The sequence below is a fragment of the Pseudomonas sp. TE6288 genome (assembly GCF_054062095.1).
Map to the genome: position 1 here is coordinate 143,850 of NZ_JBSSEW010000016.1, position 12,715 is coordinate 156,564.

General features: G+C 66.4%; 11 protein-coding genes and 1 tRNA gene. 5 read left to right on the plus strand and 7 right to left on the minus strand.

All coding sequences use genetic code 11. The annotated features are described in order from the left end of the window. The first annotated feature begins 65 nt into the window (after positions 1-65). Positions 66-749, plus strand: coding sequence for an OmpW/AlkL family protein (locus ACVWY1_RS18325; RefSeq protein ID WP_046857328.1), 684 nt, complete (start codon positions 66-68; stop codon positions 747-749). Here the strand turns inward: ACVWY1_RS18325 and ACVWY1_RS18330 are convergent. After that, positions 737-1,960, minus strand: a complete 1,224-nt coding sequence (locus tag ACVWY1_RS18330) for an MFS transporter (RefSeq protein ID WP_277505533.1) — start codon at positions 1,958-1,960, stop codon at positions 737-739. The genes ACVWY1_RS18325 and ACVWY1_RS18330 overlap by 13 nt on opposite strands. 98 nt (positions 1,961-2,058) lie before the next feature. On the opposite strand from ACVWY1_RS18330, the gene ACVWY1_RS18335 reads away from it, so the two are divergent. Next, on the plus strand, positions 2,059-2,499 hold the full coding sequence (locus ACVWY1_RS18335) for a winged helix-turn-helix transcriptional regulator (RefSeq protein WP_102684374.1): 441 nt from the start codon (positions 2,059-2,061) through the stop codon (positions 2,497-2,499). A 30-nt stretch (positions 2,500-2,529) separates the two neighbouring features. On the opposite strand, the gene ACVWY1_RS18340 is transcribed toward ACVWY1_RS18335, so the two are convergent. Both ACVWY1_RS18340 and ACVWY1_RS18345 read right to left on the minus strand, forming a co-directional pair. Beyond that, positions 2,530-3,462, minus strand: a complete 933-nt coding sequence (locus ACVWY1_RS18340; protein WP_457378601.1) for an NAD-dependent epimerase/dehydratase family protein — start codon at positions 3,460-3,462, stop codon at positions 2,530-2,532. Further along, a complete protein-coding gene (locus tag ACVWY1_RS18345; RefSeq protein WP_038707252.1) occupies positions 3,455-4,339 on the minus strand; it encodes a sugar nucleotide-binding protein in 885 nt (294 codons plus the stop codon). The genes ACVWY1_RS18340 and ACVWY1_RS18345 overlap by 8 nt, the downstream gene beginning before the upstream one ends. A gap of 181 nt (positions 4,340-4,520) precedes the next feature. Between ACVWY1_RS18345 and ACVWY1_RS18350 the strand changes: the two genes are divergently transcribed. Further along, positions 4,521-5,360, plus strand: coding sequence for an alpha/beta hydrolase (locus ACVWY1_RS18350; protein WP_277502585.1), 840 nt, complete (start codon positions 4,521-4,523; stop codon positions 5,358-5,360). 166 nt (positions 5,361-5,526) lie between these two features. On the opposite strand, the gene ACVWY1_RS18355 is transcribed toward ACVWY1_RS18350, so the two are convergent. Further along, positions 5,527-6,339, minus strand: a complete 813-nt coding sequence (locus ACVWY1_RS18355) for a helix-turn-helix domain-containing protein (RefSeq protein WP_023632678.1) — start codon at positions 6,337-6,339, stop codon at positions 5,527-5,529. A 181-nt stretch (positions 6,340-6,520) separates the two neighbouring features. Here ACVWY1_RS18355 and ACVWY1_RS18360 point away from each other — a divergent pair, with 181 nt between their 5' ends. Both ACVWY1_RS18360 and ACVWY1_RS18365 read left to right on the plus strand, forming a co-directional pair. Next, positions 6,521-7,963, plus strand: a complete 1,443-nt coding sequence (locus tag ACVWY1_RS18360; protein WP_023632679.1) for an alanine/glycine:cation symporter family protein — start codon at positions 6,521-6,523, stop codon at positions 7,961-7,963. A 75-nt stretch (positions 7,964-8,038) separates the two neighbouring features. Then, positions 8,039-9,028: an asparaginase gene (locus ACVWY1_RS18365; protein ID WP_457378602.1), complete on the plus strand. Its 990-nt coding sequence runs from the start codon at positions 8,039-8,041 to the stop codon at positions 9,026-9,028. 95 nt (positions 9,029-9,123) lie between these two features. Here the strand turns inward: ACVWY1_RS18365 and ACVWY1_RS18370 are convergent. The 3 genes from ACVWY1_RS18370 to selA all read right to left on the minus strand — a co-directional run bounded on the left by ACVWY1_RS18370 (position 9,124) and on the right by selA (position 12,572). Then, a tRNA-Sec gene (locus tag ACVWY1_RS18370) sits at positions 9,124-9,219 on the minus strand. Positions 9,220-9,225: 6 nt separating this feature from the next. Further along, a complete protein-coding gene (gene selB / locus ACVWY1_RS18375) occupies positions 9,226-11,148 on the minus strand; it encodes a selenocysteine-specific translation elongation factor (protein ID WP_457378603.1) in 1,923 nt (640 codons plus the stop codon). Beyond that, positions 11,145-12,572 carry an L-seryl-tRNA(Sec) selenium transferase gene (gene selA, locus ACVWY1_RS18380; RefSeq protein ID WP_457378604.1) on the minus strand — a complete coding sequence of 476 codons (1,428 nt, stop codon included), beginning with the start codon at positions 12,570-12,572 and terminating at the stop codon, positions 11,145-11,147. The genes selB and selA overlap by 4 nt, the downstream gene beginning before the upstream one ends. Positions 12,573-12,715: the final 143 nt, after the last annotated feature.

Genomic DNA, 12,715 nt, shown 5'->3' on the forward strand with positions numbered 1-12,715 from the left:
ACTTTCTGTTTAGTCAGCTTCGTACCATTGGACTACTCGATTACTCACGTCCTCTGGGAGCTTCCATGAACAAGTCCTTGCTCAGTGCCTCGCTCGTCGCGTTGGCGCTCGCAGCCCCTGTTGCCCACGCCCACCAGGCGGGGGATTTCATCCTCCGCGCCGGCGCCATCACCACCGCGCCGAACGAAAGCAGCGGTGACATCAAGCTCGATGGCGCCAAAGTCTCGGGCACCAAGGCGACCCTGGACAGCGACACCCAGCTGGGCCTGGCCTTCGCCTACATGCTCACCGACCACATCGGCCTGGAACTGCTGGCCGCCACGCCATTCCAGCACAAAGTCGGCGTCAAGGGCCTCGGCCCAGGCCTGGATGGCAAGCTGGCCGACATCAAGCAACTGCCTCCGACCCTGTCGCTGCAGTACTACCCGATGGAGCCAAGCTCCAAATTCCAGCCCTACGCTGGCGTGGGCATCAACTACACGATGTTCTTCGATGAAGACCTGAGCAGCAACCGCAAGGCCCAGGGCTTCAGCAACATGAAGCTGAAGGACTCGGTAGGCATCGCCGGCCAACTGGGCATGGACTACATGCTCACCGACAACCTGCTGCTCAACGCCGCGGTCTGGTACGTCGACATCGACACCAAGGCCAGCATTGATGGCCCGAGCGCCCTGGGCGTCGGCAAGACCAAGGTCGACGTGGACGTCGATCCATGGGTCTACATGGTCGGCATCGGCTACAAGTTCTGATCCGCAGGCAAGCCCGTTCCTTCTGGAGCGGGCTTGCCCCGCGCCGTCTCGCCCCACCACAGGTACCCCCAATAGCCCCACGCAACAGCGCTTATCCCCGCCCCCAACCCGCACACCGCCACCCAGCCCCACTGCCCATACACCCAGGTCGCCAAGACCGCACCCACCCCGCTACCGATCGAATAACAGCACATGTAGGCACCGATCAGCCGGCTGGCCATCTCGCCGCGCCCCGCCAGCAACAGGCTCTGGTTGGTCACATGCACGGCCTGCACGGCCAGGTCCAGCATCAGCACCCCAATCAACAGCGCCAGCAATGACTGCTCCAGGTAGGCGCTGGGCAGCCATGACAGCGTCAACAGCCCGAGCGCCCATCCGCTCACCCGCCGGCCATGCCCTTGATCCGCCAGGCGCCCGGCACGCGACGCCGCCAGCGCGCCAGCCACGCCGGCCAGGCCGAACAGCCCGACCTGTGTATAGTCCAGAGCCAGGGGCGCGGCGCTCAGGGGCAACACCATCGTGCTCCACAGCACGCTGAACGCCGCGAAGATCAGCACCGCAAACACACCGCGCTGACGTAGCAGACGGTCATGCCGGTACAAGCGCAGCACTGAAACCAACAGTACCCGATAGCGCTGCCTCGGCCCCTGCGGCTTGACAGCAGGCAAGCGCCAGGCCAGCAACAACGCCATGGCCAACGCCAGCCCCGCCGCCACGACGTATACGCCGTGCCAGCCCAGCAGGTCAGCCAGTGCACCCGAGACCAAGCGCGCTGACAGGATCCCCAGCACCACGCCACTGGTGACAGTCCCCACCGCCTGCCCCTGCTGAGCTGGCGTGGCCAGTGTGGCGGCATGCGCGACCATCACCTGCACCACCACCGCAGCCAGGCCGACCATGGCCATCGCCGCCAGCAGCATGGCCCAGTCCACGGCAAACGCCACGGCCAACAGCGCGCCGGCCGATGCCAGCAACTGGCCGACAATCAGCCGGCGACGATCAACCAGGTCGCCCAGCGGCACAATCAGCAACAGACCCAAGGCATAGCCGGCCTGGGTCATGCCCACCACCAGGCCGGCGCGCGCAGCGCTTACGCCGAGGCTCGCGGCCATGGCCTCCAACAGCGGCTGGGCGAGGTACACCGTGGCCACGGCCAGGGCGCAGGCGGTAGCCAACAACAGCGTCAATCCGCGAGTGAGCGGTGGCATCAGCAATCTCTCCAAATCTGGTTTCAATTTAAAACCATGAAACTGGATTTCTAGCAAACATGGTTTTATTCTGCAACCAGATCACACTCAAGGAACGCCTCATGCTCGACGAGAACAACCAGCAATGCCCAGTGGCCCGCGCCCTGGAGGTGCTCGGCGAGCGCTGGGCGCTGATGATCCTGCGCGATGCCTTCGATGGCCCGTGCCGCTTCAGCGAATTGCAGAAAAACCTCGGGCTGGCGAAGAACATCCTCGCTTCGCGCCTGAAACTGCTGGTGGAGGCCGGGCTGCTGGCACAGCAGCCTGCGTCCGATGGCAGTGCCTACAAGGAATATGCGCTGACGGAAAAGGGCCGTTCGGTGTTTCCGATCGTGATCGGCTTGCGCCAATGGGGGGAGCGCTACCTGTTCACGGCGGGAGAGTCACGCTCGCAGCTGGTCGACGATCGCGGCCAGGGGCTGGAGACATTGCAGGTGCGGGCGCGGGACGGGCGGGTGCTGGGGCCGGAGGATTGCCGGCGGCGGGTGATCCGGCAATCGTGACGTCATCGCGGGGCAAGCCCCGCGAGAGGCTCAAGCTTTGCCGAGCAAGCGGGCCAGGCCTTCGACAAACGGCGTTGGCTCGGGAAATGCGAAACGTGCCAGCAAACGCGAGTTGTCCGCCCGCGAATGGCGGATGTCCCCCGACCGTGCCTGGCCGTAGCTGATTGCAGGCAAACCGCCCACCACCTGTTCCAGCGCCTTGAGCAACTGGTTCAGCGAGGTCGCCTGGTTCAGGCCGATGTTCACCGCACCCTCTTCCACCGCCTGCTGCTCAAGCGCCTGCACCATTACCTGGACCAGGTCACCGACAAACAGGAAGTCGCGGGTCTGCTCGCCATCACCGAACACCGTGATCGGTTTGCCACTGGTGGCGCGCTCGCAGAAGATGCTGATCACGCCTGAATACGGCGAGGAAGGGTCCTGGCGTGGCCCGAAGATGTTGAAGAAGCGGAACACCACCGGCTCCAGGCCATGCTGGCGGCGGTAGAAGTCCAGGTACTGCTCGCTGGCCAGCTTGTCCACCGCATAGGGGGTCAGCGGCGCCTTGGGGGTGTCTTCGGCAATCGACAGGCCTTCGCCGTTATTGCCGTACACCGCCGCGCTGGAAGCGAACAGCACGCGGCGGATGCCGTTCAGGCGCATCGCCTCGCACACGTTCAGCGTGCCGATGAAGTTGCTCTGGTGGGTCTTCACCGGGTCTTCCACCGAAGCTTGCACCGAGGCCACCGCGGCCAGGTGCACCACTGCCTGGCAACCACTGGCGGTACGGGCCACTAGCGCGGCATCGGCGACATCGCCCTCGAGCAGTTCCAGGCGCGGGTGGCCAAGTTGCAGGTTGTCGCGCTTGCCGGTCGACAGGTCGTCGAGGATACGCACCGCGTAGCCTTTCTCCAGCAACGCGTCGCACAGGTGCGAGCCAATGAAGCCGGCACCGCCGGTGATCAGGATGGGGGCGTCAGCCATGTCGGTAGAATCGGTCCAGTAGGGGCGGCAAGCCGGCGCGCCAGGCGCGTGGCTTGATGCCGAAGGTATGAAGGATCTTCTTGCAGGCCAGTACCGCGTGTTGCGGCTCCTCGCTGGCATCCGGGCGGGCGGCGTGGGCCTGGGCGGTGGGCGCCTGCACGGCCAGCTTGCGCCACTGGGTGGCCTCGGTAAGGATCGCCTGGCCGAGCACCAGCGGCGTGGTAGCCTCGTTGCCGGCGTAGTGGTAGGTCCCCCACAGCGGCGCCTGGCAATCGAGCTGCTTGAGCACCGAGAGGATCACCCGTGCCGCGTCGTCCACCGGTGTCGGGTTGCCGCGGCGGTCATCGGCCAGCAGTAACTCCTGGGGCTGCTCGGCACGGGTCAGGAAACGCCCGAGCGCGCCATCGAGGCTTTCATCCAGCAGCCAGCCGAAACGCAGCAGCACATGCTGCGGGCAGGTGGCGCGCACGCTCTGCTCGATGCGCCACAGCGCCTGGCCACGCAGGCCGAGCGGCACCGGTTCGTCCTTCTCGCTGTAGGCGGTGGCGCGCGAGCCATCGAACACCCGGTAGCTGGACGGCTGCACCAGGATCATCTCGTGGTGCTGGCACAACTCGGCGAGCCGCTCCACCGCCCGCTCCTGCTGAGCCAGGCGTTGCTCGCTGACCGACTCGGCCTGGAACCAGTCAAAGTAGTAGGCCAGGTTGATCACGGTGTGCGGGCGCTGCTCGTCGAGCAGCAGGGTCAGGCTGGCCGGATCCCAGCCGTTTTCCGGAGGGCGAGGCGCCAGGAAAGCGATATCTTCCTCGGCCCCGAGACGAATCAGCGCTTGCCCGAGGGCATTGCCACCACCCAACAGCATCAGGCGCATACGCATAGAGTCAACAGGTCCGGTCTGGTCGATGGAGGAAAGGGTTCATTTTGCTGTTTCCGACAGGGGAAGTCCAACCCAGGCAAGGCCTGGCGCGCACCGCGTGCCGATTGGCGCCGATCGGACGGGTGTTCCGCCTTTGCCGACAGCTACTTATACTGCGCATGGCCTGTTCAAGGAGATCAACATGGATGCCGAGTCGAACACCGCGCTGCGCGCCAGATGGCAATACGACGAACCCGCTCCCGGCCCGGAACGCTTCATCGACGAGGCTTTCGACGGTTATCGGCAACAGGCCCGCCTGCTGCTCCCGGTACATGAGTGCGCCCCCACGGTCTTCGTGGTCGGCGGCGCCCGCTCCGATTTCACCCGCCTGAACCCTTTGCTCTATCGCCTGCAACAGCAGGGGATCGGTTCGCTGACCGGCAACCTCTCCGGCCACAGCCTGGCCAGCGAGCCGGGTGCAAAGGACGCGTCGTTGGCCAGCAACCTGCAGGAAGCCCTGCGCTTCCACCAGCATCTGGATGCGCGCAGCGACACCCTGGTCGGCCACAGCCTGGGCGCCGCCATCGCCCTCAAGCTGGCCGCCCAACGCCCCAACGTGCGCAAGCTGGTGCTGATCTGCCCGGCGGTCTACCCCGATGCAGCCCATTGCGCGCCCTTCGGGCCGGCCTTCAGCGAAGCGATCCGCAAGCCTTATGCGTTCCTCGACTGCGACAGCTATGCCTTCCTACGTCAGTTCCAGGGCCGGGTGCTGCTGGTGATCGGCGAATATGACGGGCTCAACTCCAAGGTGCACGGCCAGGGCCCCGGCACCTCGGCCGGCACCCGGCGCCTGGCGGGTGTCGAACGCTACAGCCCGATCCCCGAGGAGGTCACCCACGCCTTGCTGCGTTCGGTGCCGGCGCCCCATGTGGAATGCCTGATGCTCACCGACTGCGACCACGGCATCGCCGCGCACCTGCGTGACCGGCCACAGGTGGCGGATCAGGTGGCCGACGCGGTGGCGGCGTTCATTCTCGATTGAATTCGGTGGAGCGCTGCTGTCCTTGCGTGGGAGCGGGCTTGCCCCGCGATCGCGTCTGATCGGGCGACCCTCGTTGGTCGTGCCGACGCTATCGCGGGGCAAGCCCGCTCCCACGCTGGTGACGCTGTCGAAGGGCTGGGCAATCTCCAGCAGGTCGTGATGGTGGCTACTCGATCTCGAACAACCCGTTGCTGATCATCCCCGCACTTAGGCGGTCGCGGATATCGTCGTCGATGCGCGGATCGTCCGGGCGGTACAGCTTGATCTGCCGGAAGGCGTTGATGCGGTTGATCTCCTCGCCGAGGTATTCCCACACCACGCGGGTGCAGGCCGGGTTGCGCCGGTCACCGCTGGAAACCCCGGTCTTGAGGCCGTTCAGGCGGCTGATACGGCTCTTGAAGCTGGGGATGAGCACGGTCTGGCTCATCTCGTTGAGGGTCAGCGACTCGTAGTCAATCAGGAACATCCGGTCCTGCAGCTGGAACGCCGCGCCCAGGTAGCGGCAGCGCACCTCGGCATGCCGGTCGAGGCCGCTGCTGCGTTCCTGGCGCTCCTGGCGCTCGAACAGGAAACTGCCGCGCTCCTCCCACAGGTGCACCAGCGACACCAGGATCGAACCGGGCACCGACATGCAGTTGGAGTATTCGAAGTAATAGCCGCAATAGCGCGAGAGGTTGCCGGCTTCTTTATGCAGTGGCTTGAACAGCTCGCTGATGGGGTCGTCCTGGGGGCCGACAGGCTGCTGCTGGTTGCGTGCGCCGATCAGGCGGGCGAACTGCTCGGGCGGCAGGCCCAGCTCGTAGTCCTCCACACCGAAGAAGTCGCCGATGCGCTTGAGGTTGTAGGCCGTCGGGCGGCTCTGGCCGCTCAGGTACTTGTTGAACTGCGCCCGGTTGATCGACAGCTGCCGGCAAACCTCGGAGATAGAGCGGTAATGGCTGCAGGCCAATTTGAGGTTGATAGCGAAATGATCGCCCATGATACGCGGGTCCAGGTGATGCGAGTGGCGCCATTCTAGCATCAACTCGCACCAAAATGGAGCAACCCGCGAAATTGTAACCATAGTTGTCATGGCCAACCATGCGCCCCCAATGAATAGCGGTGCGCCTGCCGTCCGCTGGTCTTTCCATGCGAAGAATAAGAATCGAGGTCATTTTCCAATGCTCGAAGCACTCAACGATTTCCTTTCGGGGAAACTCCTCATCGTGCTGATCGTCGGACTCGGCGGTTACTTCACCATCCGCTCGCGGTTCGTCCAGTTCCGCCACTTCGGCCACATGTTCGGCGTCTTCAAGGAATCCCTTCGCGGCCAGGCAGGCCAACTGAGCTCGTTCCAGGCCCTGATGCTGAGCCTCGCCGGCCGCGTCGGCGCCGGTAACATCGCCGGTGTCGGTATCGCCGTGACCCTCGGCGGCCCAGGCGCCGTGTTCTGGATGTGGGTCACCGCACTGGTGGGCATGTCCAGCAGCTTCTTCGAATGCACCCTGGCCCAGGTCTACAAGCGCGCCGACGGCGACGGCCTGTACCGCGGCGGCCCGGCGTACTACATCCAGCACGGCCTGAAGCTGAAAAGCATGGCCATCGTGTTCTCGATCCTGCTGCTGGTCACCTACGGCTTCGCCTTCATCGGCCTGCAGTCGTACACCGTGACCCACTCGCTGCAGAACGCCTTCGCCTTCGATCCCAAGCAAACCGGCATCGTCCTCGCCGTGCTGCTGGCCATCACCTTCATCGGCGGCATCAAGCGCATCGCCGCTGTGTCCGACCTGCTGGTACCGGTCAAGACCCTGGCCTACATCGGCGTGACCCTGTACGTGATCGGCACCCAGATCGAGCACGTACCAGCCATGCTGGAAACCATCTTCAAGAGCGCCTTCGGCCTCGACCCGGCGTTCGGCGGCCTGCTCGGCAGCGCCATCGTCATGGGCGTGAAGCGTGGCGTGTTCGCCAACGAAGCGGGCCTGGGCAGCGCGCCGAACGTGGCCGCCGTGGCCGCCGTGAAGCACCCGGGCGCCCAGGGCGTGGTCCAGGCCTTCAGCGTGTTCCTCGACACCTTCGTGATCTGCACCTGCACCGCGCTGCTGATCCTGCTGTCGGGCTTCTACACCCCGGGCTTCGAAGGTGACGGCATCGTCCTGACCCAGAACTCGCTGGCCGCCGTGGTCGGTGACTGGGGCCGCATCTTCGTCAGCGTCGCGCTGTCGCTGTTCGTCTTCACCTGCATCCTCTACAACTACTACCTGGGCGAGAACAGCCTGCAGTTCCTCAGCCGCAACCGTGCCGTGCTGATGACCTTCCGTGGCCTGGTGCTGGCGCTGGTAGTGTGGGGTTCGACCCAGGACCTGTCGACCGTGTTCGCCTTCGCCGACATCACCATGACCTGCCTGGCCTTCGTCAACCTGATCGCCCTGGCCATGCTGTTCAAGGTCGGCCTGCGCGTGATGCGCGACTACGACGCCCAACGCAAGGCGGGCATCAAGCAGCCAGTGTTCGACTCCAGCAAGTTCGCCGACCTGGACCTGGACCGCGCCGCCTGGCCGGCCAACCCGCAGGCTGAAACAGCCGCTGACAAAGCCGCCGCCCCGGCGCCAGCGCAGCACTGATACCCTGCCCTGCCACAACCGCCCCGCCCGGGGCGGTTGTCTCCTTCCTTCGCTACATCGCTACGGAATACTCCCATGCGTGCAGTCAAGAATCTCCTCGTCCTCTACACCGGCGGCACCATCGGCATGCTGCAGACCGCCGAAGGCCTCGCGCCGGCCGGTGGCTTCGAAGCGCGCATGCGCGAACACTTTGCCGCCTGCGGCGATGCGCCAAAGGTGCAATGGGCGCTGCGTGAACTGAACCCGCTGATCGACAGCGCCAACATGCAACAGGCCAACTGGCTGGCGATGCGCGATGCCATCGTCGAGGCGGTCGAGCGCGACGGCCACGACGGCGTGCTGGTGCTGCACGGCACCGACACCCTGGCGTACAGCGCGGCAGCCCTGTCGTTCCTGCTGCTGGGCCTGCCGGTGCCGGTCCTGCTGACCGGTTCCATGCTGCCGGCCGGCGCGCCGGAAAGCGATGCCTGGGCCAACCTGGTCGGCGCGCTCAATCTGTTCGAAAACGGCCTGGAAAATGGCGTGCAGCTGTATTTCCATGGCCAGTTGCTGCACGGCTGCCGCGCCTCGAAACTGCGCAGCGAAGCCTTCGACGCCTTCACCGTGCTGCCGCGCCATCGTGATGGCGAGCGTGCCCCGGAACTGCCGACCCGCCTGGACTACCGCCAGCCACGCCAGCCGGTCAAGTTGGCGGTCATGCCGGTGTTCCCGGGCCTTGCGGCCGAACACCTGCGCGGCCTGTTCGACAGCGGCATCCAGGGCCTGGTGCTGGAGTGCTACGGCAGCGGCACCGGCCCGTCGGATGACCAGGCGCTGCTCGACGCGCTGCACGACGCCCGCCAGGGCGGCGTGATGATCGTTGCCATCAGCCAATGCCCGGAAGGCTCGGTGGTGTTCGACACCTACGCCGCCGGCAGCCGCCTGCGCGACACCGGGCTGGTCAGTGGCGGCGGCATGACCCGCGAGGCGGCGCTGGGCAAGCTGTTCGCGTTGCTGGGCTCGGGGCTGGATGTACAGGCGGCGGAGCACTGGTTCGCGCTGGACCTGTGCGGCGAGCGCGCCTGATTCGCAGATCTTCCGTTCGCCATCGCGGGGCAAGCCCGCTCCCACAAATCCGTGGGCGCGGGCTTGCCCCGCGATCGTTTCAGCATCTGGAAAAGTGGCGGAAGGCAGCGGGAGTCGAACCTGCCCGGGAACGGCTGCCGTCCCCAACCGGGTTTGAAGCCCGGCCGCGCCACCGGGCGCGATTGCCTTCCTTGAAATCAGGGCCCGTGTTGCGGTTGGGCCAGGGCGCTGTCGGCACGAACCTGCCGCAGGTCACCGACCCGTCGAGTCACGCCGATGCGGTCGAAGTACTCGAGTATCTGCACACTGCGCTTGCGGCCGATGGCCAAACCATCGCGAAACGCCGCGACCTGCACTATCGGCGAAGTCGCAGCCTGGCGCAACAGCAGCTCCGCCATGCGCCTGAGCGTCGCCTCCGGGTAGAACAGGTCACGCACCACCTGATGCACCAGGCCCAACCGGGCCAGCTTGCGCAACAACAGCCGGACATCAGCCTCTTCGCAACCCTCCTCGCCGGCCAGGGTCCGTACCCAGGGCGGGTCGAACTCACCTGCCAACAAGCGCGGCAACAGACGCTCCCACAATGCGCTGTCCGCGTCGCTCAACTGGACCCGGTGGTCCGGCAGGTGCAACCAGGGGCCGCTGCTGCTGATCGCACCTGCGCCCAGCAGCTCATCGAGCAAGCTGACAAACGCTGGGCGCTCCAATGGCAAGGCGGTAAAGCGGCGCAAGCGGTCCCGGTCCGGGCCAAGCTGGTCGGGCTCTTGCGCATGGAACTGCGCCAGACGCTCCAGCACCTGTCGCTTGAGTGCCTGCCACTGTAAGTGATCGAACAACAGCTGACCTTGACGGGTGGCAATCACTAGCACCGAATCCGGCAACTGCCAGGTCTCGCGCAAGCGGTTGAACTGGCGCTCCAGACGCCGGGGTTCGAGACCGCCGGGGGCCGCCTCGAGCAGGGCCGACAACGCTTGCTCGAGATTGTCGGCGTCGCGCAGCACCTGCAACTGACGCAAGCGCGCTTCGCTGCGCCGTTGCCGGCTCGGGGCGAACGGGTCGAGCACACGCCCACCACCCAGCGTGCGCTGGGCGCGTTGGTCACGCAGCACCAGGCGATCCCCATGCACCGCCTGCAGCGGGGCATTGAGCAGCAACTGGGCGAACATGCGCTGGCCGGCCGCGAGCCGCTCACCTTCGAGCAAGGCAACCCGGGCGGTGACATCCTGGGTGCCCAGGTGCACGTGCACTGCGCTGAAATGCTCGAAGGCGCGGGTTTCACCCGGCAGCAGGGTGAAGTCGATATCGACCCGCACGCTGGGCGCATGCAGCCACTCCGGCATAAGCCAGTCGCCACGATGCACCTGCTCGGCCGAGAGCTTTTCCGCGCTGATGTTCAAGGCCACCCGCTGCCCGGCTGCGGCGACCAGGGCTGCCTGGTTCTGGGCATGCAGGCCACGCACCCGCACCGCTTTGCCGGCCTTGCCGAGCAGCAAGGTATCGCCGACGCTGACCTGCCCGGCCAGCGCCGTGCCGGTGACCACGACTCCCGCTCCGGAAACCGCGAAAGCTCGGTCTACCGCCAGACGCAAACCGCCACGCACGCTGCGCTGGCGAACATGCGCTTCAGCCGCCAGCAAAGCCTCGCGCAGGGCGTCGATGCCCTCGCCGGACAGGCTCGAAACCGCAAACTGCCTGGCCCCGGCGTAGGGGCCGGGCGCGAGCAGTTCGATGACCTGGGCCCGGACTTCACTCAACCGCGACGGCTCGACCCGGTCGCACTTGCTGATCACCACCAGCGCCTGGGGAATGCCCAGCAACTCGATAATCGAGAGGTGCTCACGGGTCTGCGGCATCACCCCATCGTCGGCGGCCACCACCAGCAGTACCAGGTCGATGCCATGGGCACCGGCCAGCATGTTGTGGATAAACCGCTCGTGGCCCGGCACATCGATGAAGCCTGTCAGCGGCGCCCCTTGCGCCAGCGCCGCGTAGCGATAGCCGAGGTCGATGGTCATGCCCCGGTCGCGCTCCTCCCGGCGGGTGTCGCCGGCCTGGCCGGTCAGGGCCTGGAGCAGCGCGGTCTTGCCATGGTCGATGTGGCCGGCAGTCCCGACAATCACTGCACCGCCCCCAGTTGCAACGCCGGCAGTTGCGCCAGCCACTGGGCCTCGTCGTCCAGCTGGCGCAAGTCAAGCCACAGGGCATCGTCGTCGATACGCCCGAGCACCGGCACCGGCAGGTCGCGCAACGCGCGCTCCAGTACATGCAAGCTACGCCCGCGCAGTTTCTTCGACACCTGCGGGCGCAGGCACAGCGCCGCGCTGGGCAGCCGCGCCACCGGCTGGCTGCCGCTGCCGATCATGCCCAGGGCCGGCTCGACGCTCACCACCCATTGCGCGCCGAGACGAGCAGCCAACTCGGGCGCCAGGCGCTCGGCCTGGGCGGCGATCTCGGCTTGCGCACGGGTCAGCAGGCGCAGGCCGGGCAGGCGTTCGGCCAGGCGATCGGGGTTGCGATAGAGCTGCAGCACCGCCTCCAGCGCGGCAAGGGTGATCTTGTCGACCCGCAGGGCACGCTTGAGCGGGTTCTTCTTGATCTTCGCGATCAGTTCCTTGCGCCCGACGATGATCCCCGCCTGCGGGCCGCCCAACAGCTTGTCGCCGCTGAAGGTGACGATGTCGGCGCCGTCGGCCAGCGCCTGGCGCACCGTCGGCTCGGCCGGCAGGCCCCAGCGGGTCAGGTCGAGCAGGCTGCCGCTGCCCAGGTCTTCGAGCAGCGGCAACTGATGATCGTGGGCGATGCGCGCCAGCTCGGCGGTGGGTACCTGGGTGGTGAAGCCCTGGATGCTGTAGTTGCTGCAATGCACGCGCATCAGCAGCCCTGTGCGCGGGTTGATCGCGCCTTCGTAGTCGCGGGCGTGGGTGCGGTTGGTGGTGCCGATCTCGTGCAGCTTCACCCCGGCGCGGGCCATGATGTCGGGGATGCGGAACGCACCGCCGATCTCGATCAGCTCGCCGCGGGAGATGATGCCCTCCTTGCGTGCGCCCAGGCTGTTGAGCGCCAGCAGCACGGCGGCGGCATTGTTGTTGACCACGGTGACGGCTTCGGCGCCGGTCAGCTCGCGGATCAGGCCTTCGATCAGGTCGTCGCGGTCACCCCGCTTGCCGGTGGCCAGGTCGAACTCCAGGTTCAGCGGATAGCGGGCGGCGACCTGCATCGCCTCCACCGCCTCCTCCGGCAGCAGGGCGCGGCCGAGGTTGGTGTGCAGCACCGTACCGGTGAGGTTGAAGACCCGGCGCACCTGGCTGCGCTGCTGGATGGCCAGGCGCTCGCCCGTGCGCCCGAGCAGAACGTCGGCGCTCAGTTCCACGGCGCCAAGCTGACCCAGGCGAGCTGGTTCGCGCAGGTCGTCGAGGAGCTGGCGCAGGGTGGCCAGAGTAGCGTCGCGGCCATGACGGTCGAGCAGCGGCTGGCAGGCCGGATGGCGCAGCAGGGTGTCGATGGAGGGCAAGCGTGGGGTGTCGCTGGCGGGGCTTGGAGACATGCGGTACTACCTGTGACTGATCCGTTGTCTGTTCGGGCCCTATCGCTGGCAAGCCAGCTCCCACAGCTCCAGCGCCAGACTCGAGGCTTGCGCTGTACCTGTGGGAGCCGGCTTGCCGGCGATGGGGGCAACTCGATAGCGAA